General features: G+C 68.4%; 20 protein-coding genes. 14 read left to right on the top strand and 6 right to left on the bottom strand.

The features are described 5' to 3' along the window. Positions 1 to 18: 18 nt before the first annotated feature. The 11 genes from leuC (at position 19) to cobA (ending at position 10953) form a co-directional block, all read left to right on the top strand. Positions 19 to 1437, top strand: coding sequence for a 3-isopropylmalate dehydratase large subunit (gene leuC / locus I6H87_RS30225; RefSeq protein ID WP_010810861.1), 1419 nt, complete (start codon positions 19 to 21; stop codon positions 1435 to 1437). Further along, a complete protein-coding gene (gene leuD, locus I6H87_RS30230; protein WP_010810860.1) occupies positions 1430 to 2074 on the top strand; it encodes a 3-isopropylmalate dehydratase small subunit in 645 nt (214 codons plus the stop codon). The genes leuC and leuD overlap by 8 nt, the downstream gene beginning before the upstream one ends. Before the next feature lie 223 nt (positions 2075 to 2297). Continuing rightward, positions 2298 to 3962 carry a nitrite reductase gene (locus tag I6H87_RS30235; RefSeq protein WP_011617753.1) on the top strand — a complete coding sequence of 555 codons (1665 nt, stop codon included), beginning with the start codon at positions 2298 to 2300 and terminating at the stop codon, positions 3960 to 3962. 12 nt (positions 3963 to 3974) lie between these two features. Then, entirely contained in the window at positions 3975 to 4337 is a 363-nt protein-coding gene (locus I6H87_RS30240; RefSeq protein ID WP_010810858.1) for a c-type cytochrome, read from the top strand. Beyond that, entirely contained in the window at positions 4277 to 5512 is a 1236-nt protein-coding gene (locus I6H87_RS30245; RefSeq protein WP_010810857.1) for a cytochrome D1 domain-containing protein, read from the top strand. Before I6H87_RS30240 ends, I6H87_RS30245 begins: the two co-directional genes overlap by 61 nt. Before the next feature lie 9 nt (positions 5513 to 5521). Beyond that, positions 5522 to 6511 carry a siroheme decarboxylase subunit beta gene (gene ahbB, locus I6H87_RS30250; RefSeq protein WP_011617754.1) on the top strand — a complete coding sequence of 330 codons (990 nt, stop codon included), beginning with the start codon at positions 5522 to 5524 and terminating at the stop codon, positions 6509 to 6511. Then, the gene (locus I6H87_RS30255; protein ID WP_011617755.1) at positions 6508 to 6972 is read left to right on the top strand and encodes an Lrp/AsnC family transcriptional regulator; all 465 of its coding nucleotides are present in this window, start codon (positions 6508 to 6510) and stop codon (positions 6970 to 6972) included. Before ahbB (I6H87_RS30250) ends, I6H87_RS30255 begins: the two co-directional genes overlap by 4 nt. Next, positions 6972 to 7472 (top strand): siroheme decarboxylase subunit beta, encoded by a 501-nt coding sequence (gene ahbB / locus I6H87_RS30260; RefSeq protein WP_011617756.1) that lies wholly within the window; start codon positions 6972 to 6974, stop codon positions 7470 to 7472. Before I6H87_RS30255 ends, ahbB (I6H87_RS30260) begins: the two co-directional genes overlap by 1 nt. Positions 7473 to 7484: 12 nt before the next feature. After that, positions 7485 to 8648, top strand: coding sequence for a heme d1 biosynthesis radical SAM protein NirJ (gene nirJ, locus I6H87_RS30265; protein ID WP_010810853.1), 1164 nt, complete (start codon positions 7485 to 7487; stop codon positions 8646 to 8648). Continuing rightward, positions 8645 to 10144, top strand: coding sequence for a nitrite reductase (locus I6H87_RS30270; protein WP_011617757.1), 1500 nt, complete (start codon positions 8645 to 8647; stop codon positions 10142 to 10144). Before nirJ ends, I6H87_RS30270 begins: the two co-directional genes overlap by 4 nt. A gap of 35 nt (positions 10145 to 10179) precedes the next feature. Then, a complete protein-coding gene (gene cobA / locus I6H87_RS30275; protein WP_011617758.1) occupies positions 10180 to 10953 on the top strand; it encodes a uroporphyrinogen-III C-methyltransferase in 774 nt (257 codons plus the stop codon). A gap of 125 nt (positions 10954 to 11078) precedes the next feature. On the opposite strand, the gene pobA is transcribed toward cobA, so the two are convergent. After that, a complete protein-coding gene (pobA, locus tag I6H87_RS30280; RefSeq protein WP_011617759.1) occupies positions 11079 to 12248 on the bottom strand; it encodes a 4-hydroxybenzoate 3-monooxygenase in 1170 nt (389 codons plus the stop codon). 126 nt (positions 12249 to 12374) lie between these two features. Between pobA and I6H87_RS30285 the strand changes: the two genes are divergently transcribed. Further along, the gene (locus I6H87_RS30285) at positions 12375 to 13283 is read left to right on the top strand and encodes a helix-turn-helix domain-containing protein (RefSeq protein ID WP_011617760.1); all 909 of its coding nucleotides are present in this window, start codon (positions 12375 to 12377) and stop codon (positions 13281 to 13283) included. Positions 13284 to 13287: 4 nt separating this feature from the next. Here the strand turns inward: I6H87_RS30285 and pcaDC are convergent, their stop codons facing one another. The 4 genes from pcaDC to pcaH form a co-directional block, all read right to left on the bottom strand. Beyond that, on the bottom strand, positions 13288 to 14463 hold the full coding sequence (gene pcaDC / locus I6H87_RS30290; RefSeq protein ID WP_011617761.1) for a bifunctional 3-oxoadipate enol-lactonase/4-carboxymuconolactone decarboxylase PcaDC: 1176 nt from the start codon (positions 14461 to 14463) through the stop codon (positions 13288 to 13290). A 70-nt stretch (positions 14464 to 14533) separates the two neighbouring features. Continuing rightward, positions 14534 to 15889: a 3-carboxy-cis,cis-muconate cycloisomerase gene (locus I6H87_RS30295; protein WP_010810847.1), complete on the bottom strand. Its 1356-nt coding sequence runs from the start codon at positions 15887 to 15889 to the stop codon at positions 14534 to 14536. 107 nt (positions 15890 to 15996) lie between these two features. Continuing rightward, complete coding sequence (gene pcaG / locus I6H87_RS30300) at positions 15997 to 16566, bottom strand: protocatechuate 3,4-dioxygenase subunit alpha (RefSeq protein WP_011617762.1); 570 nt, start codon at positions 16564 to 16566, stop codon at positions 15997 to 15999. 4 nt (positions 16567 to 16570) lie between these two features. Next, positions 16571 to 17272: a protocatechuate 3,4-dioxygenase subunit beta gene (gene pcaH, locus I6H87_RS30305; RefSeq protein ID WP_011617763.1), complete on the bottom strand. Its 702-nt coding sequence runs from the start codon at positions 17270 to 17272 to the stop codon at positions 16571 to 16573. Positions 17273 to 17366: 94 nt separating this feature from the next. Between pcaH and I6H87_RS30310 the strand changes: the two genes are divergently transcribed. Continuing rightward, positions 17367 to 18320, top strand: coding sequence for a LysR substrate-binding domain-containing protein (locus I6H87_RS30310; protein WP_011617764.1), 954 nt, complete (start codon positions 17367 to 17369; stop codon positions 18318 to 18320). On the opposite strand, the gene I6H87_RS30315 is transcribed toward I6H87_RS30310, so the two are convergent. Then, positions 18314 to 19696: an MFS transporter gene (locus tag I6H87_RS30315; protein ID WP_011617765.1), complete on the bottom strand. Its 1383-nt coding sequence runs from the start codon at positions 19694 to 19696 to the stop codon at positions 18314 to 18316. The genes I6H87_RS30310 and I6H87_RS30315 overlap by 7 nt on opposite strands. 469 nt (positions 19697 to 20165) lie before the next feature. Between I6H87_RS30315 and I6H87_RS30320 the strand changes: the two genes are divergently transcribed. Then, positions 20166 to 20366 (top strand): DUF2905 domain-containing protein, encoded by a 201-nt coding sequence (locus tag I6H87_RS30320; protein ID WP_010810842.1) that lies wholly within the window; start codon positions 20166 to 20168, stop codon positions 20364 to 20366. Positions 20367 to 20371: the final 5 nt, after the last annotated feature.

A 20371-nucleotide genomic window follows, 5' to 3' on the forward strand; every position in this document is an offset into this window, starting at 1 on the left:
ACAGACAAGGCAGTTGCCATGACCCCCAAGACGCTATACCAGAAGCTGGTCGACTCCCATACCGTGGCCAGGCTCGACGACGACAACGTGCTGTTGTACTGCGACCTGCACCTGATGAACGAGTACACCAGCCCGCAGGCCTTCGCCGGGCTGCATGAACAGGACCGCGGCGTGCTGGTGCCCGGACAGAACGTCTCGGTGGTCAGCCATATCATCCCGACGCACCCCACCGCGATCCGCGTGATCGCGGATCCGGCCTCGGCGCTGCAGGCCACCAACCTGCGTGCCAACTGCGAGCGGCACGCGATCCCGCTGTTCGACACCAACGACACGCTGCAGGGCATCGAGCATGTGATCGCGCCCGAGCACGGCATGATCCGGCCGGGCATGGTGGTGATCTGCGGCGACAGCCATACCACCACCTACGGTGCGCTCGGCGCGCTCGGCTTCGGCATCGGCACCTCCGAGGTCGAGCATGTGCTGGCCACCCAGACGCTGGTCTACCGGATGGCCAGGACCATGCGCATCCGCGTGGACGGCAAGCTGCCCGCCGGGACCACCGCCAAGGACCTGATCCTCAGGATCATCGGCGCGATCGGCGCGCAAGGTGCACGCGGCTATGTGGTGGAGTACTGCGGATCGGCGATCCGCGACCTGAGCATCGAGGCCCGCTTCACGCTGTGCAATATGACTGTGGAGGCCGCGGCGCGCGGCGCGCTGATCGCGCCGGACGCGGTCGCCACGGACTATGTGCTGCGCCGCGCCGTGGATATCGAAGGCCCGCAGCGCGACGCCGCGCTCAGCTACTGGGCGACTCTCCAAAGCGATGCGGACGCCGTGTTCGACATGGACTTCGTGTTCGACGCAAGCGAGATCGAGCCCTACGTCACCTGGGGCACCAGCCCGGACCAGGTACTGCCGGTTTCCGGCCAGATCCCGTTCCCGGAAGACCAGCTCGACGAGGCCGAGCAGCGCTCGGTCGAGCGCGCGCTGGCGTACACGCACCTGCAACCGGGCGCCGCGCTGGCAGGCACGCCGATCCAGCACGTCTTCATCGGCTCCTGCACCAACGGCCGCATCGAGGACCTGCGCGCGGTGGCCAGCGTGGTGCGCGGCCGCAAGGTGGCCGCGGGGGTCAGAGCCATGGTGGTGCCCGGGTCGGGCGCGGTCAAGGCCCAGGCCGAGCGCGAGGGCCTGGCCGAAGTCCTCACCGCCGCCGGCTTTGAATGGCGACAACCGGGCTGCTCGATGTGCCTGGCCATGAACGACGACGTGCTCGCCGACGGCGTGCGCTGCGCTTCCACCACCAACCGCAATTTCGAGGGCCGGCAGGGGCGCGGTGCCATCACCCACCTGATGAGCCCGGCCATGGCCGCTGCGGCCGCCGTCACCGGCGTCATCACCGACGTCCGCAAGCTGGAGATCACCCATGCCTGAACCCACCTGCATCGCCGGCAAAGGCGCCGCCATCCGCTTCGAGAACCTCGATACCGACCAGATCATCCCCAAGCAGTTCCTGCGCGGGATCGACAAGTCGGGGCTGGCCGAGGGCATTCTCTACGACCACCGCTTCGACGCCAGCGGCGCGCCGCGCCCTGGCTTCGTGCTGAACCGGCCCGAGTACGCCGGCGCCAGCATCCTGGTGAGCGGCGCCAACTTCGGCTGCGGCTCCAGCCGCGAGCACGCCGTCTGGGGCCTGCAGCAATTCGGCATCCGCGCCGTGATTGCGCCGAGCTTCGGCGAGATCTTCTATTCGAACGCGATGAACAACCGGCTGCTGCTGGTGATGCTGCCACGCGAGGTGATCGGGCCGTTGATGAACGACGTGGATGCGGACGCGGCCAACACCATCAGCATCGATGTCGAGGCGATGCGCGTGCGCACGCCCTCCGGCGACTACGCCTTCGAGCTGTCGGCACGGCACCGCCGCATGTTTATCGAAGGGCTGGACATGATCGGCCTGTCGCTGCGGCAGCGCGGCGAGATCGAGCAGTTCATCCAGCAATACCGGAGCGCGTTCCCGTGGACAACGAACGTGGCCAGGCGCACGCGCGACCGCCTGAGCGCGACCTGAAGCCTGCCCTGCAAGCGCGTCGCCTCCGCGGCGCGCTTGCCCCGCTGCAAACGACAAGGATCAACACCACCCCACACTTCGTTCCCGCACCGCCGCCACCGTTTGATGCCAGTCAATTCCATGTCGTCAGTGTGTCCGCATGATTTCCACACGACGACAGGTGCCCGCCACGCAGGCATGGGCACCGCGAAACAGCTTTCCTCACCGCTGATCCACGGCACCCATGAAAGCAAAAAACTGGCTGTACCCGGCAATCGCGGCATTGCCGCTCTCACTCTGGCTCGGGCTGCCACATGCAGCCACCAAGGCAGAACCGAAGGCGGAACCGAAAGCCGCCATCCCCACCCTCACTGCCGCTGAGTTCGACCACGCCCGGCAGATCTACTTCGAGCGCTGCGCCGGCTGTCACGGCGTGCTGCGCAAGGGCGCGACCGGCAAGTCGCTGACGCCGGACATCACCCGCGCACGCGGCACCGAGTACCTGAAGACCTTCATCAAGTATGGCAGCCCCGCCGGCATGCCGAACTGGGGCACCTCGGGCGATCTTACTGACCCGGAAGTCGACCTGATGGCGCGCTATATCCAGCTCGACCCGCCGACCCCGCCCGAATACTCGCTGGCCGATATCGAGAAAAGCCGCAAGGACATCCTGCCGGTGGCCCAGCGTCCGACAAAGAAGATGAACCAGTACAACCTGGACAACCTCTTCTCGGTGACGCTGCGCGATGCCGGCGAGGTCGCGCTGATCGACGGCGACAGCAAGCAGATCATCAATATCGTCAAGACCGGCTACGCGGTGCATATCTCGCGCATGTCGGCGTCCGGGCGCTACCTGTACGTGATCGGCCGCGACGCGCGGCTGGACCTGATCGACCTGTGGCTGCCCAAGCCCGATATCGTCGCGGAAGTGAAGGTCGGCATGGAGGCGCGCTCGGTCGAGACCTCCAAGTACAAGGGCTATGAAGACAAGTACGCCGTGGCCGGCTCCTACTGGCCGCCGCAGTACGTGATCATGGAAGGCGACACGCTCAAGCCGCTCAAGGTGGTCTCCACGCGCGGCATGACCGTGGACAACGAATACCACCCCGAGCCGCGCGTGGCGGCCATCGTCGCCAGCCATTTCCATCCGGAGTTCGTGATCAACGCCAAGGAGACCGGCAAGATCCTGATGGTCAACTACTCGGACTTGTCCAACCTGAAGACCACCACCATCGATTCGGCCAAGTTCCTGCATGACGGCGGCTTCGACGCCACCGGCCGCTACTTCCTGGTGGCCGCCAATGCGTCCGACAAGATTGCCGTGGTCGACACCAAGGAAGACAAGCTGGCCGCGCTGATCGACGTGGGCAAGACCCCGCATCCGGGGCGCGGCGCCAACTTCATGCATCCGAAGTTGGGCCCGGTCTGGGCCACCAGCCACCTTGGCGACGAGACCATCAGCCTGATCGGCACCGACCCGGCCGGACACCCGGCGCAGGCGTGGAAGGTGGTGCAGACCATCAAGGGCCAGGGCGGCGGCTCACTCTTCATCAAGACCCACCCGAAGTCGTCCAACCTGTGGGTCGACACGCCGCTGAACCCTGACGCCAAGCTCAACCAGTCGGTGGCGGTGTTCGACACGCGCAACCTGGAAGCCGGCTACAAGGTGCTGCCGATCGCCGACTGGGCCGGCCTGAAGGGCGCGGGCGCCAGGCGCGTGGTGCAGGCCGAGTACAACAAGGCCGGCGACGAGGTCTGGTTCTCGGTCTGGGGCACCAAGGACGGCGAGTCCGCGCTGGTGGTGGTCGACGACAAGACCCGCACGCTCAAGACCGTGATCAAGGACAAGCGCCTGATCACCCCGACCGGCAAGTTCAACGCCTATAACACGCAGCACGACGTGTACTGAGCCGGCGCCACCATGCGTAATCACATCGCCTGGCGGCGCGCTGCGCTGGCGGGGCTGGCAGCGGCCTTGCTGGGCGCAGCGCCCGGCGCGGCGGCCCAGCCCACCGCTGCCCGGCAGGCGCAGCTTGCGCACTGGCTGCGCGATGACTGCGGCGCCTGCCACGGCATGACGCTTGGCGGCGGGCTGGGCCCGCCGCTGACGCGCGAGGCACTGTCCGGCAAGCCGCCCGAGGGCCTGGTCGCCACCGTGCTGTACGGCCGCCCCGGCACCGCGATGCCGCCCTGGCAACCCTTCATGACGCAGGATGAAGCCCAATGGCTGATCGATCGACTGCAGGCCGGCAAGCCACCGGCCGCCTCGCCGCAAGGCAACTGATCCGCGGCCTGGCCGCGGCCTTGTGCGCCACCGTTGCCGCCGCGCTGGTGGCCGGTTGTGCCAGCGCCGCGCGCGGCACCGGCGACCTGGGCGTGGTGGTGGAGCGCGCCGCCGGACGGCTGCAGATCGTCGAGACCACCGGCATGACCCGGCTGGCAACCGTGGAAGGACTCGGTGATTTGTCCCATGCCAGCGTGGTGTTCTCGCGCAACACACGCTACGCCTATGTCTTCGGCCGCGACGGCGGCCTGACGCGCGTGGACCTGCTCAGCGCCCGCATCACCCACCGCGTGCTGCAGGCGGGCAACAGCATCGGCGGCGCGATCTCGCAGGACGGCCGCGTGGTGGCCACGCAGAACTACGCGCCCGGCGGCATCCGCCTGTTCGATGCCCAGACGCTTGAGCCGCTGGCTGACCTGCCGGCCATCGGCAATGACGGCCGCCGCTCCAAGGTGGTGGGCCTGGCCGACCTGCCCGGCCGCCGCTTTGCCGCCAGCCTGTTCGAATCCGGCGAAATCTGGATCATCGATGCCGGCGATCCGCGTCAGCCGCAGGTGACACGCCTGCCCGCCGGCCGCGAGCCGTACGACGGACTGGTCACGCCCGATGGCCGCTGGTACCTGGCCGGCCTGTTCGGTGAGGACGGCCTGGCGCTGGTCGACCTGTGGCAGGCGCCGCTGCAGTCGCGCCGCGTGCTGTCCGGCTACGGCCGCGGCAGCGCGCCGCTGCCGGTCTACAAGATGCCGCACCTGCGCGGCTGGGCCATGGCCCAGGGCTTGGCCTGGCTGCCGGCGATCGGCCGTCATGAGGTGCTGGTGGCCGATCCCGCCAACGGCTGGCAGCAGGCCGCGCGCGTGGCGCTGGCCGGCCAGCCGGTCTTTGTGATGGCACGCCCCGACGGGCGCCAGGTCTGGGTCAACTTCGCCTTCCCCCACAACGACACGGTGCAGGTGATCGACACCGCCACGCGCCAGGTGGTGCGCACGCTGCATCCCTGCCGCGGCGTGCTGCACATGGAGTTCACGCCCAAGGGCGAGTCCCTGTGGCTGTCCTGCCGCGACGACAACCGTGTCGAGATCTACGACACCGCCAGCCTGGCGCGAATTGCCACGCTGCCCGCCGACAGCCCCAGCGGCATCTTCTTCACCGTGCGCGCGCAACGGTTCGGCATGTAAAGGGACACCATGTACGATGAACTGAGCGTCTACGACACCCTGCAGCGCGATTTCCCGCTGCAGCCGCGGCCCTACCAGGCGCTGGCCGGCAAGCTCGGCCTGTGCGAGCACACGCTGCTGAGCCTGCTGGCGCGCGACCTGGGCAACGGGCGCATCAGCCGCGTCGGCGCGGTGTTCGCGCCCAACGTGATCGGCGTCAGCACGCTGGCGGCGCTGTCCGTGCCGCCGGCCCAGCTGGACCGCGTGGCGGCGCGCGTCAGTGCCTGCGCGGCGGTCAGCCACAACTATGCGCGCAGCGGCCATCCGTGCAACCTGTGGTTCGTCGCGGGCGCGCGCGAGCGCCGCATGCTCGATGTCACGCTGGCGTCGATCGGGGAAATGACCGGCCTGGCGCCGCTGGACCTGCCCATGGCCCGCGAGTATCACATCGACCTCGGCTTCCCGCTCGCGCGCCCGGGCAGCGCACGCGCCCGCCGCGCTGCCAGCGCGGCCGCTCCCGCCGCGCCTGTCGCCCTGGACGATGACGACTGGCGCCTGGTGGCCGCACTGGAAGCCGGCCTGCCGCTGACGCCACGCCCGTTCCACGCACTGGCAGCGCAAGCGCGGATGGCGATGCCTCAGGTCCTGGAGCGGCTGACGCGCTGGTCCGCGCAGGGCGTGATCCGGCGCCTGGGCGTGGTGCTGCAGCATGGGCGCTTCGGCTTCGGCCACAACGCCATGTGCGTGTGGGATGTGCCCGACGCGCACGTGGACGCCATCGGCATGCGGCTGGCGCGGCTGGCGCGCGTGACCCTGTGCTACCGCCGCGCGCGCCGGCTGCCCGACTGGCCCTACAACCTGTTTGCGATGGTCCATGCGCGCAATGCGCAAGACTTGCTGCCCGCGCTGGCGCGCATCCATGCCACCGCCGGGCTGGAACATGCGCCCGGGACCGTGCTGGTCGGCACGCGCTGCTACAAGCAGCGCGGCACACGCTATGCCATGCAGGTGTCGGCATGACCCGTGCCATCGCCGCACTCGACCCGCTCGACCGCCGCATCATCAACGCGCTGCAGCGCGGCCTGCCCCTGGTGCCGCATCCGTATGCCGAAGCGGCGGCGGCGCTCGGCATCACCGAGGCCGAACTGCTGGAGCGGCTGCGCGCACTGCTTGCCGCAGGCGTGCTGACACGCTTCGGCCCGCTGTACCAGATCGAGCGCGCGGGCGGCAGCTTCGTGCTGTGCGCCTGCCATGCACCCGCCGAGCGGATGGGCGCCGTGATCGCTGCCATCAACGCGCACCCCGAGGTCGCCCACCACTACGCGCGCACGCATCACCTGAACCTGTGGTTCGTGCTGGCGGTGGCGAGGCAGGAAGATGTCGCGCCGGTACTCGCGCGCATCGCGGCGGCGGCCGGCGTCGAGATCCTGCCGTTCCCGAAGGAACGCGAGTTCTTCGTCAACCTCTACCTGCCCGCCTGATGCCCAAGCCTGTCGATCCCGTCGACCTGGCGCTGATCCGCGCCACGCAAGCAGGACTCCCGTTGGTGCCGGCGCCCTACGCGGCAGTGGCCGGCGCACTCGGCCTGACCGAACAGGAAGTGATGGCGCGGCTCGCCGCGATGCATGCGCGCGGCGTGCTGCGTCGTATCGGCGCCGTTCCCAACCACTACCGGCTGGGCTGGCGCGCCAACGGCATGACCGTGTGGGACGTGGACGATGCGTTCATCGACATGCTCGGCGAGCGCATCGGCGCCCTGCCCTTCGTCAGCCATTGCTATCGCCGTCCGCGCCACTTGCCGCATTGGCCCTACAACCTGTTCGCGATGGTCCATGCGCGCTCCCGCCAGGACGCCGCGCCGCAGGTTGCCGCGATCGCGGCACTGCTTGGCGACGCCTGCCGCGCGCACGACGTGCTGTGGTCCACCCGCATCCTCAAGAAAACGGGGCTGCGCCTGCCGCCGCCCGGCCCAGACCAATAGGAAACCCCGCCCATGTTCCGCCTGTCCCGCTTCATGGAAGCCCTGCGCGATGCCGGCCCGGTGCCGCCGCCGCGCAAGCCCGCCGGCCCGGTGGTGATCTGGAACCTGATCCGCCGCTGCAACCTCAACTGCCGGCACTGCTATGCAACCTCCGCCGACACGGACTTCAAGGGCGAGCTGGATACCGCCGAGGCGCTGCGCGTGCTCGACCAGTTGCGCGATGCGCGCGTGCCCGCGCTGATCCTGTCCGGGGGCGAACCGCTGCTGCGGCCGGACCTCTACGAGATTGCCGCACGGGCGCGCGCACTCGGCTTCCACCTGTCGCTGTCGTCCAACGGCACGCTGCTCGATGCGGGGCATGCCGCGCGGCTAGCGGCAGCGGGCTTCGACTACGTCGGCGTCAGCCTGGACGGCCTGCCCGCCACGCACGACCGCTTCCGCCGCAGCGACGGCGCCTTTGCGCAGGCGCTGGCGGGCCTGCGCGCCGCGCGTGCGGCCGGCCTGCGCGTGGGCGTGCGCATGACGCTGACCGAAGCCAACGCGGCGCAACTGCCCGACCTGGTGGCGCTGACCGAGCATGAGGGCATCGACAAGTTCTACCTGTCGCACTTCAACTATGCTGGCCGTGCACGCAGCCATCGCGCCGAAGACGCGCACCATGCGCGCACCCGCGCCGCGCTCGACTGGCTGTTCGACCACGTCTGGCAGCGCACGCAGCAGGGCCATGCGGGCGACTTCGTCACCGGCAACAACGATGCGGATGGCGTGTACCTGCTGTACTGGATCGCCAGGCGCTTGCCGCATCGCCTGGTGGATATGCGCCAGCGGCTGGAACACTGGGGCGGCAACGCCACCGGGGTCGGCGTGGCCAATATCGACAACCTCGGCAATGTCCATCCCGACACGATGTGGTGGCACGTGACCGTGGGCAATGTGCGCGAGCGGCCGTTCGGCGAGATCTGGGCCAGCCGCGCCGATCCGCTGATGGCGGGCCTGGCCAGCACGCCGCGTCCGCTGCAGGGGCGTTGCGCGGGCTGCGCATATCGCGCCATCTGCAACGGCAATACCCGGGTGCGCGCCTTTGCGCTGACAGGCAACGCCTGGGCGGAAGATCCGGGCTGCTACCTGAGCGATGCCGAGATCGCGCATGCGCCGGGCACGGAGGTGGCGGCATGAAGACCGTGCTCCGATGGCTGGTCGGCCTGGCCTTTGCCTGCGCCACGCAAGCCGCCATGGCCGCCGACCCCGCGGCGCTCTACAGCCAGCACTGCGCCGCCTGCCATGGCGCGGACCGCCTCGGCGCCATGGGCCCCGCGCTGCTGCCGGAAAGCCTGGAACGCCTGCGCGCCAGCGAACTTGACCAGGTGCTGCACGCTGGCCGCGCCGCCACGCAGATGCCGGCATTCGCCGGCACGCTGGCCGAGCCCGACTTGCAGGCCCTGGCGCGCTGGCTGCGCACGGCACCCGCAGCCACGCCGCAATGGAACGCGCAGGCCATCCGCGCCAGCCATATCGTCCACCACGCCCCCGGCAGCCTGCCGGCGCGGCCGCTGTTCGGCGCCGATCCGCAGAACCTGTTCGTGGTGGTGGAGGCCGGCAGCCATCATATGACCGTGCTCGACGGGGACCGGCTGGCACCGGTCCATCGCTTTGCCACCCGTTTTGCGCTGCACGGCGGCCCCAAGTTCAGCCGCGACGGCCGCTATGTCTACCTGGCCAGCCGCGATGGCTGGGTCAGCAAGTACGACCTGTGGAACCTGGCCTATGTGGCGGAGATCCGGGTCGGCGTGAACACGCGCAACATCGCCGTCAGCGATGATGGCCGCTGGGTGCTGGCCGGCAATACGCTGCCGCGCACGCTGGTGCTGCTCAATGCCGAAGACCTGTCGCTGGCGCGGGTGATCGACGTGAAGGGGCGCAATGGCGAGGCCTCGCGCGTCTCCGCCGTCTACGACGCCGCGCCGCGCCACAGCTTTATTGCCGCGCTGAAGGATATCGCCGAGGTCTGGGAGATTCCGTACGCCGATGCGGCCGGTGCGCCGCTGCCGGCGCTGGCACCTCGCGTGGTGGTGCTGGACGATGTGCTCGACGACTTCTTCTTCGACCAACCCTATCGCCATATCCTGGGCGCCTCGCGCAAGGGTGGCGGCCAGGTGATCGACCTGCAGCAGGGTCGAAAGGTCGCGGCGCTATCGCTTGGCGGCATGCCGCACCTGGGCAGCGGCATCACCTGGCAGCGCGACGGACGTGAGGTGATGGCCTCGCCCGACCTCGGGCAAGGGCGCATCACGGTGATCGACATGCAGGACTGGCACACGGTCGCCACCGTGCCGACCAACGGTCCGGGCTTCTTCCTGCGCAGCCATGAAAACACCCCCTACGCCTGGGCCGATGCCATGATGAGCCCGAGGCGCGACACGCTGCAGGTGATCGACAAGCAAAGCCTGCGGGTGGTCGGCAGCGTTACTCCGAGCGCGGGGCGCACCGCTGCCCACGTCGAATTCACGCGCGACGGGCGCTACGCGCTGGTCAGCCTGATGGAGCGCGACGGCGCCATCGTGGTGTACGACGCGGCCACCTTGCAGGAGGTCAGGCGCCTGCCGATGGACAAGCCCATCGGCAAGTACAACGTCTTCAACAAGACCACGCGCTCGGCCGGCACCAGCCACTGAGCCGGCGTGGTGATGCCCGATCGCAGGAGCCCGAGATGAATCCACCCCTGAAACCCGGCAAGGTCTGGCTGGTCGGCGTCGGCCCGGGTAGCCCGGACCTGGTCACGGTACGCGCCATGCGCGCGCTGGCCGCGGCCGAGGTCTGGCTGGTCGATGACCTGATCGCGCCGGAGATGTCCTGCTATGCCAGCCCCGGCACCCATGTTGAGTGGGTCGGCAAGCGCGGCGGGCGCTGCTCGGTCAGCCAGGAACGCATCCAGAAGTTGACGCTGCAGCACGCGCTGGCCGGCCGCAGCGTGGCGCGCGTCAAGGGTGGCGATCCGCTGCTGTTCGGGCGCGGCGGCGAAGAAGCCGCCTTCCTGCGCGGCCACGGCGTGGCCGTCGAGATCGTCAATGGCATCAGCAGCGGCATCGCCGCCGCGCAGGCACTGGGGATTGCGCTGACGCACCGCGCGCACTGCCACGGCGTGACCTTCGTAACCGGCCATACCAGCGCGCACGGCTCGCCCGACTGGCAGGCGCTGGTGCGTGGCGGCACCACGCTCGTGATCTATATGGGCATGAGCCGGCTCGCGGCGATCCGCGACGGCTTGCTGGCGGCGGGCATGCGCAGCGACATGCCGGCGGCAGTGGTGATGCATGCCGGCAGCGAGCAGGCACGCAGCTGGACCGGCACGCTCGGCACGCTCGCCGAAGCGCTCGCGGCGGGGCTGGCCAGCCCGGCCGTGATGCTGGTGGGTGGGGTGGTTGCAGACACGCTGCAAGCGGTGCACGCGATCGTGCCGGACGCTGGCTCGCTGGCCGCGTAGCGTCGGCTGCCAGCAAGTTCTACCGAGTTCCGGCGACCCGATTGTGTGCTCCCTCTCCCGCTTGCGGGAGGGGGAGCAAACCCGCAGCATGCGGATGCCGTCAGCAATCGCGCAGTGCACTCACCTCAATACGGTAATCCCACATAATTCTCCGCCAGCACCCGCGACGCAGCCTCCGACCCCACCACATAATCCAGCTCCGCCCGCTGCATCCGCAACGAGAACGCATCCGCATCCGGGAACCGGTGCAACAGCGAAGTCATCCACCACGAGAAGCGCTCGGCCTTCCACACGCGCTGCAGGCAACGCGCGGAATAGCCATCGAGGCCGCTGGCATCGGCACGGCGGTAACGGGCTTCAAAGCCTTCGGACAACGCCAGCACATCACTGGCCGCCAGGTTCAACCCCTTGGCCCCGGTAGGCGGCACGATATGCGCCGCGTCGCCCGCCAGGAACAGCCGGCCAAAACGCATCGGCTCGGACACAAAGCTGCGCAGCGGCGCAATGCTCTTCTCGATGCTGGGCCCGGTCACCAGCGCGCTTGCCGTCTGCGGATCGAGCCGGCTGCGCAGCTCCTGCCAGAAGCGCTCGTCTGACCAGTCTTCCACGCGCTCGCTAGCCGCCACCTGCACGTAATAGCGGCTGCGGTGGCGCGAACGCATGCTGCACAGCGCGAAGCCGCGCTCATGGCTGGCATAGACCAGCTCATCGGCAACGGGGGGCGTCTCCGACAACAGCCCCAGCCAGCCGAACGGATAGACCCGCTCGAACACCTGCCGCGCCGCGGCCGGCACGCTCTCGCGGCAGATGCCGTGAAAACCGTCGCAGCCGGCGATGTAGTCGCAGGCCACCTCGTGCATGGCCCCATCCTTGCGATAGCGCACGGACGGCGTGCTGCCGTCGAAACCGTGCACGCTCACCTCCTGCGCTTCATAGACGGTGGGGGTGTCATCGGCGCGGCGCGCATCCATCAGGTCGCGCGTGACCTCGGTCTGCCCGTACACCGTGACGCTGCGCCCGATCAGCGCATGCAGGTCGATATGGTGACGCTGCCCGCCGTACGACAGGGCGATGCCGTGGTGGACCAGGCCTTCCGCATGCAGCCGCCCGGCCACGCCGGCGCGTTCCAGCGCGTCGACGGTGACGCTCTCCAGGATGCCCGCGCGGATGCGGCCAAGCACGTATTCGGGACTGCGTTGTTCGATGATGATGTTGTCGATGCCGGCGCGTGTCAGCAACTGGCCGAGCAGCAGGCCGGCCGGGCCGGCGCCGATGATGGCAACCTGGGTGCGCATGTCTTGTCTCCTTGTGGTTATCGGTCTTCTGCCGCTAAAGATAGTCGGCGGAGACCCGCCAAGGAATGGACAGATCGAACCAATGACAGGACAATCGGAACATCGATGGTAAACACCTAAGCCACCGTGAAACCTGTCCCGACGTACTCTCTGTATGGCATCAATCCCTCGGAACTGCTGGAAAACCAGCTCCATTTCGAATCCATTGCCGCACGCAGCCGCCTGCACGGATGGGAGATCAAGCCCCATCGGCATGATCGCTTCCTGCAAATTCTGTACATTCACTCAGGCGCCGGCGAAGCCTTGCTGGAGGAGCGGCGCGAACGGCTGCGCAGCGGCTCGCTGGTGACGATGCCGCCACGGCACATCCACGGCTTTGTCTTCACGCCGGATACCGACGGCATGGTCGTGACCATGACCGACAGCCACCTGCGCACGCTGCTGGCGGGTGTGCCGGATGCGCTACCGCTGTTCGCCGATCCGCGCCACGACCGCGTGCGCCGGGGCCACCCGCTGGCCGATACGCTGGCACTGGTTCGCGGCGAGATGGAAACCGTGTCCGCCTGGCGCGGGGCGTCGCTGTCGGCGTTGCTGACGCTGCTGCTGATCGGCATCGCGCGGCTGGCCAATGCCGCCGCGCCGGCCGCGGCGCGCAGCGACAGCCGGCCCGCGCGGCATTTCCGGCTGTTCCAGCAGTTGCTCGAATCCGACTATCGTGAGCACAAGGACATCACGCACTATGCAAGCGCCATCGGCATCACACCCACGCAGCTCAACCGCGTGTGCCGCCAGGCTTGCGGGCAGTCGGCCCTGCAGATGATCCACGCGCGCGTACTGGCCGAGGCGCAGCGCGACCTGCTGTTCAGCGACCTGGAGGTCAAGCACATCGCCCTGTCGCTCGGGTTCGCTGACGCGGCCTACTTCTCGCGCTTCTTTGCACGGCTGGTAGGACAGGCGCCGACTGAGTTCCGGCAGTCGGGGCGTGCGCGGCTGCCGGCATTTGCGATGCCACCGCCCGCGGATGCGGCGGGCTGACCGCTCAGCCTGCCTGGTCGATTTCGGCGAACACCTCCTCGGCCAGATGAAATGCCGAGTTCGCCGCCGGCACGCCGCAATAGATCGCGGCCTGCAGCAAGACCTCCTTGATCTCGTCGCGCGTCACGCCGTTGTTGGCGGCGGCGCGCAGATGGAGCTTCAGCTCCTCGGCGCGGTTCAGCGCCACCATCATGGCGATCGTCAGCAGGCTGCGCGTATGCCGCGGCAGGCCTTCGCGCGTCCAGATCTCACCCCAGGCATAGCGCGTGATGAGGTGCTGGAATTCCTCGTTGAGCGGGGTCAGCCGCGCGAGCGAACGGTCCACGTGCGCGCTGCCCAGCACCTCGCGCCGCACGGCAAGGCCGGCGTCGTAGCGCGCATGGTCGTCGGTCACCGGCAGCCGGCCGCGCACGAAATCGAGCAGCGCCGCCGTGAAGCGGCCGGGCTGCTCGAAGCTGGAAATATGCGCGGCGGGCAGTTCGACAAAGCGGGCGCCGGGAATCGCGTCGGCCAGCGCGCGGCCTTCCTGCGCAGGGGTCGACGGGTCCTGGCTGCCGGCGATGACCAGCACCGGCACCTGGATCGATGCGACCGACTCGCGGAAATCGGCGTCGCGCACTGCCGCGCAACTGGCCGCATAGCCGCGCGGAGCGAGCCCGGCCAGCACATCGCGCAGGCCGTCCAGCGCGCGCTCGGCCGTGGCGGCAAACTCCGGCGTGAACCAGCGCTCGACCGAAGGCGCGACCATCACGGCCATGCCTTCGCGCCGTACGGTCTCGATGCGGGTATTCCAGCCGTCGGCATTGCCGATCTTCGCGGCGGTATTGGCCAGCACGATATGCGAGAACCGCTGCGGCGCATGGATGCCCAGCCACATCCCGGTGAGCCCGCCCATCGACAGGCCACAGAACACCGCCTGCCCGATCCCCAGCGCATCCAGGATGGCGATGACGTCCTGCCCGAGCTGCGCCACGGTAAAGGCATCGCCCGGCGCGGTCGAGCGGCCGTGGCCGCGGGTGTCGTAGCGCACCACGCGATAGCGACCGGCCAGCGCGGCAGCCTGCGGCTCCCACATGGTGTGGTCGGTGCCGAGCGAGTTCGAGAAGAGGATGGCCGGCGCGGACTCGGGGCCGTCAACGGTGTAGAAGAGCCGGGCGCCGGCGTGGTCGAGGTAGGGCAATGCAGTCTCCTTGGGTGCGCGGCCGGCGGCGTGGCCGGCGCATCGCGGTAGTTCCGGGCTCAGGGCAGTCTCAGGACTGGCGCGCCACCAGTGCGGATTGCCAGGCCTGCACGGCAGCGTCCGCAAAGGCCGCTGACTGGCCCGCGTAGTTGGCGGGGTCGGCAAGGCGATCCAGCGCGGCGTCATCGAGCAGGCGGGCATGCGCCGGATCGGATTGCAGCGTGCGGGCCAGCGCGTCACGCAGGCTGGTGCCGTCGGCGACGGCACGCTGCGAGGCGCGTTCCACCAGATGGTGCGCCGGCAGCCTGCCGATCCTGCTGCCAAGTTCAAGCATCGCCGCCTCGCCGAGGATCAGGCCATGGGTCAGGCCGAGGTTGGCACGCATGCGCGCCGCATCGACCTGCAGCCCCGCCACGACCTCGCCCATCTGGCGCAGCGCGCCGGCGGCCAGCGTCACGATCTGCGGCAGCGTGTCCCACTCTGCCTGCCAGCCGCCCAGGGCGCGTTCATGTTCCTGCACCATGCCCGCCAGCATCGTCGCCACCAGCGGGGGCACGCGCACCGCGGCCGTCAGCACCGCCGCGCAGCCGACCGGGTTGCGCTTGTGCGGCATGGTGCTGGAGCCGCCGCGGCCGGGGCCAGACGGCTCGGCCACTTCCGCCACCTCGGTCTGCATCATCAGCGAGATATCGCGCGCCATCTTGCCGAGCGTGCCGGTCAGCATGCCCAGCGTGGTGGCAACCTCGGCCATGCGGTCGCGATGCGCGTGCCACGGCAGCACGGGCGCGGCCAGGTCCAGTTCGCGGGCCAGCGCGGCGGTCACCGCGGGCGCGGCCTGGCCAAGGCTGGCGAGCGTGCCGGCGGCGCCGCCGAACTGCAGCGCGCGGGCCTGGGCGCGGGTAGCATCGAGACGACCGAGATCGCGGCGCAGCGCATCGAGCCAGCCCGCGGCCTTGAGGCCGAAGCTGGCTGGCAGTGCATGCTGGAGCCAGGTGCGGGCGACCATCGGCGTGGCCCGATGCGCCGAAGCCAGCGCGGCGCAGGCTTCGCCCAGGCGCACCAGGTCGGCATCCAGCGCGCGCAGCGCGTCGCCGGCCTGGAGCACCAGTGCGGTGTCGATGATGTCCTGGCTGGTGGCGCCCCAGTGGACAAAGCGCGCCGCCTCGGCATCGCGCGCGGCCACGGCGGCGGTCAGTTGCCTGACGAAGGGAATCGCGAGATTGCCGGCAGCGACTGCGGCTTGCGCAAGCGCGTCGCGGTCAATGATGCCGGGATCGCGGCAGACGTCGGAGATCACGGCCGCGGCCGCGGCAGGGATCACGCCGCTGTCCGCTTCGGCGCGCGCGAGCGCGGCCTCCACGGCAAGCATGCGCTGCACCGTGCCGGCGTCGGAGAAAATGTCCAGCACGGCCGGGCTGCCGGACATGGGATCGGTAAGACGCGTAGCGGTTGGCATTGGGGGCGATGGGTAGCGTGAGTGGCCGTGACATCGACGGCCACCCGATTATGCGTCTGTTGCCGGCAGCGAGTGCCTCAGATATCGAAGAACACCGTCTCGCCCTGCCCCTGCAGCGCCACATCCCAGCGCAGCGTGCCGTTGCCGGCATCGCTGGCAATCAGCGTGCCGCGGCGCTCGGCGGGGACCAGCGCCAGCACGGCATCGGCGGCATTGGCGGCCGCTTCGTCCGGGAAGTACATGCGCGTGGCGACATGCTTGACCAGCCCGCGCATGAACACCGACACCATGATGTGCGGCGCCTGCGGCCGGCCGTCCGGGCCGGGCACGGTGCCGGGCTTGACGGTGACAAAGCGGAACGAGCCGTCGGCCTCGGTCGGCACGCGGCCGAAGCCGGTAAAGCCGGGCACCAGCGGCAGCTCGCGCGCATCGTCGGGGTGGCGGTAGCGGCCGGCGGGGTTGGCCTGCCAGATCTCGACCATGCCGTCCGGCACGGGCTCGCCGTCGGCGTCGGTCACGCGGCCTTCGATCACGATGCGCTGGCCAGCCAGTTCCGGCGCGCTGGCGGTCAGGTCGGCGCAGTTCAGGCCGCTCAGGCCGATATGGAGATAAGGGCCGACGGTCTGGGATGCGGTGGCGTAGAGCATGGTCTTACTCCATCGGCGTGGCATCGCGGCCACGCAGCACGATATCGAAATGGTAGCCGAGCGCGTATTCGGGCTGGGTCGTCTCCCAGTCGAGGCTGGCCACAAGCCGGTCGCGCGCCTTTTCGTCCGGCACGCAGTTGAAAATCGGATCGAACGGCAACAGCGGATCGCCGGGGAAATACATCTGCGTCACCAGCCGCGTGGCGTAGGCGTTGCCGAACAGCGAGAAGTGGATATGCTGCGGCCGCCAGGCATTGTGGTGGTTGCGCCAGGGATAGGCGCCGGGCTTGATGGTCTTGAACTGGTAGCGCCCGCTGGCATCGGTGACGGTGCGGCCCTCGCCCGAGAAATGCGGGTCGAGCGGCGCATCATGCTGGTCGCGCTTGTGCACGTAGCGGCCGGCCGCATTGGCCTGCCACACCTCGATCAGCGCGTTCGGCACCGGCCTGCCATTCTCGTCCAGCACACGGCCGGTCACGAGGATGCGCTCGCCGATGGGCTCGCCGCCGTTGCCGACGGTGAGGTCGTTATCACCTTCGCGGACGAACTCAGCGCCAAAGGTGGGACCGGTCACTTCAGACAGCGACTGCGGCAGCGCAATCAGCGGCTGGGCCGGCGAGCGCTTCTGCGTCGAGGCATAGGGGTCGAAGCGGTATTCGGGCTGGGTGTCCCAGTAGGGACGGCGGTACTGGGCAAGACGGGTCATCGGGCAGTCTCCTCGTCGTTGGAATGGTTTGACTTTAAACAACACATAAAGTCATGTAAATTAAGATTACTGTTAAATACGATAACTTTTAGGCATGAAACCACAGGCCCCTCCCGCACTCGAAATCTTCCGCAATCGCGTGCGGCTGCGGCACCTCTATTGTTTCGTGGCGGTGTCGCAGACCCAGCACCTGGGCCGTGCGGCCGAACGCCTGGGCCTGACCCAGCCGGCCGTCTCCAAGACACTGAGCGAGCTCGAGGAGCTGGCCGGCACCCGCCTGCTGGTGCGGCAGCGGGCCGGCACCGAACTGACCACCGCCGGCACGCGCTTCCTGCGCCACGCCCTGCGCATCCTCGCGGATATCGATGCCGCGGCGGACAGCATGGCCGGCGCGGATGCGCTGCCGCAGGAGCGCATCCGGCTGGGTGCGCTGCCGAGCGTGGTGCCGGCCGTGCTGACCGACGCCCTGCTGCGTTTCCGCGCCGCGCATCCCGAGGTCGGCCTTGCCGTGCAGACCGGCATGAACCGCAACCTCATCGACCAACTCAAGGCGGATGTGCTCGACCTGGTCATTGGCCGCATGGATGACCCGGTGGCCATGGAGAGCCTGTGGTTCGAGTCCCTGGGCCAGGACTCGCTGGCTCTGGCGGTTCGCCCCGGGCATCCCCTCGCCGCCGTATCGCGGCCAACGCTGGTGGACGCGCTGGCATGGCCGCTGGTGATTCCGGCCGCGGGCTCGATTCCCCGCCACAACACGGAAAGCCTGCTCGCCCGGCACGGCCTGCCCCTGCCGGGCGGATGCGTGGAAACCTCGGATGCCTATCTCGGACGCCTGCTGGCCCGGCAGAGTGACAGCGTGTGGGCAGCGCCGCTCTCCGCAACCAGGCGCGCGGTGTCCGAGGGAGATCTGGTACTCCTGCCAATCGATACGCAGGGCACCGAGGAACCGATCGGCCTGCTGCGGCACGGCGACCGCACGCTCACGCCGATGGCCGAGGCGTTGGCAAACTGCATTCGCGCCGCGGCCCAGCCTGCTTCCGCTCAGTGACTTGCGACGCTTGCGCCGCCATTGACTGAGTCGGCGGCACCCGCAGGCCGGCTGCTGAAATGCTTCACCAGCAGTGCACCGGCGGCAAGGAATGCCGGCACGGTAAGCAGCGTAAAAATCGTGTCGAAGCCCAGGTGCAGGCGCAGCAGTTCAGCACCGAGCAGCGCGCCGGTGATGCCGCCGAAGCGGCCGATGCCAAGCATCCAGGCAACGCCGGTAGCACGGCCCTGCGTCGGGTAAAAGGCCGCGGCCAGCGAAGGCATCGAAGACTGGGCGCCGTTCATGGCCGTACCGGCGAGGAAGATCAGTACGCCCAGCAGCACCTGGCTGCCGGTGCCGTGGCCCACTGCGTAGATCAGTACGCCGGTTGCAGCATAGGTGATGGCGATGACCTTGTTCGGATTGAAGCGGTCCATGAACCAGCCGGCCGCGATGGTGCCGATGCCGCCACCGAGCGGAAACAGCGCCGTCAGGAATGACGCGTGCTGGATCGAGAAACCGGCGTCCTTCATCAGCGTCGGCATCCAGCTCGTCAGCAGGTAGAAGATGACGAGGCCCATGAAGTAAGTGGACCATAGCATCGCCGAGCCCAGGCGATAGCCGGGCGCCAGCACGGTGCCGATGGCGGATCGGGTCGCAGGGGCCTGCTCGCCGATGATGAAGTTGTTGGCCCTGGACAGGTCTGCGCCAGTCACGCGTCGCAGCACGTTGCGGATCTGGGTGGCAGGATAGTTGCGCAGGACCATGTAGCGCACGGACTCCGGCAGCAGCGCCACCAGCAACAGCGCGAGCGCAAGCGGCACGATGCCGCCAAGCAGCAGCACGCTGTGCCAGCCGAAGTGCGGGATCATCGCGGCGGCGACAAAGCCGCCGGCCGCGGAACCAAGCGGAAAGCCGCAGAACATGGTGTTCACGAGCACGGCACGGCGGCGTTGCGGCGCGAACTCTGATGTCAGCGTCACGGCATTGGGCATGGCGGCGCCCAGGCCAAGGCCGGTCAGGAAGCGCCAGACCGTGAGCCAGCCCAGCGTGGGCGCAAACGCGGTGGCGAGACTGCAGGCGCCAAAGAAGAAGACGGACAGCACCAGCACCTTCTTGCGGCCGACCCGATCAGCCAGCGGACCGGCGAAGATCGCACCGAAAGCAAGACCGAACAGGGCCGCGCTCATGACGGGCCCGAGGGCGGCTTTCTCGATCCCCCAGTCCTGCACCAGCGCCGGCGCGATATATCCGATTGCGGCGGTATCGAAACCGTCAATGGCAACGATCAGGAAGCACAGCACAAGAATGAGCCACTGGTACCCAGTGAATCGCTGTCCGTCGATCAGGGCCTGGACGTCCGTGACGCCGCCCTTCGTTTGGGTGGGATGTTGCACTGCTGTCTCCGTTTTCCTGGAAATCGCACTAGCCATCCTGCAGGCCGGACATGCGATTTTGTTCTAATGGCGAACCGCTGTTCTCCAATTGAACGGAATCTTAGGCAACGGGCATTGCGACTCAGAATTAGCGTTAACCCGGCGGGAAATTGGCCGTCCAGCATGTGGATTTCACCGGAACGCGCCATTTTTTTGGAACCAGATTGAACATCTGGATCAGGGAACAGTGCTTTCTATCAGAAAACGAACTGTTCGTGAAATCTACTATCAGACTAGCCTTGCGGTATTTCGGCGGTATAACCAAATTTCATGCAAACAGCGCCAACTCTCAATTTACATTCCGAAACCCGCGACCTATAGTCCCTGGCCCCGGTGCGCCGAGCCGATGCAATCCTGCGGTGCCGTGCCTGTCCAATGTCTCAGGACACGCGGCGCCACAAGCCGCCGGCCCGAACAAATCCATCCGATCATGCAACGCCTGCTTCTCATCCTTGGCTGCCTGCTGATCGCAGCCGCAGCTGCCTGGCCCTGGCTGTCGAAGCTGCCGCTCGGGCGGCTGCCCGGCGATATCCATATCGTCCGGGACGGGTTCAGCTTCTACTTTCCGATCACGACCTGCATCCTGGTGTCGGTGCTGGTGTCGGTCGTGATCTGGATCTTCCGGCGCTGAGCACT

Origin of the sequence: Cupriavidus necator, assembly GCF_016127575.1 — a bacterium.
Lineage (GTDB): Bacteria > Pseudomonadota > Gammaproteobacteria > Burkholderiales > Burkholderiaceae > Cupriavidus > Cupriavidus necator_D.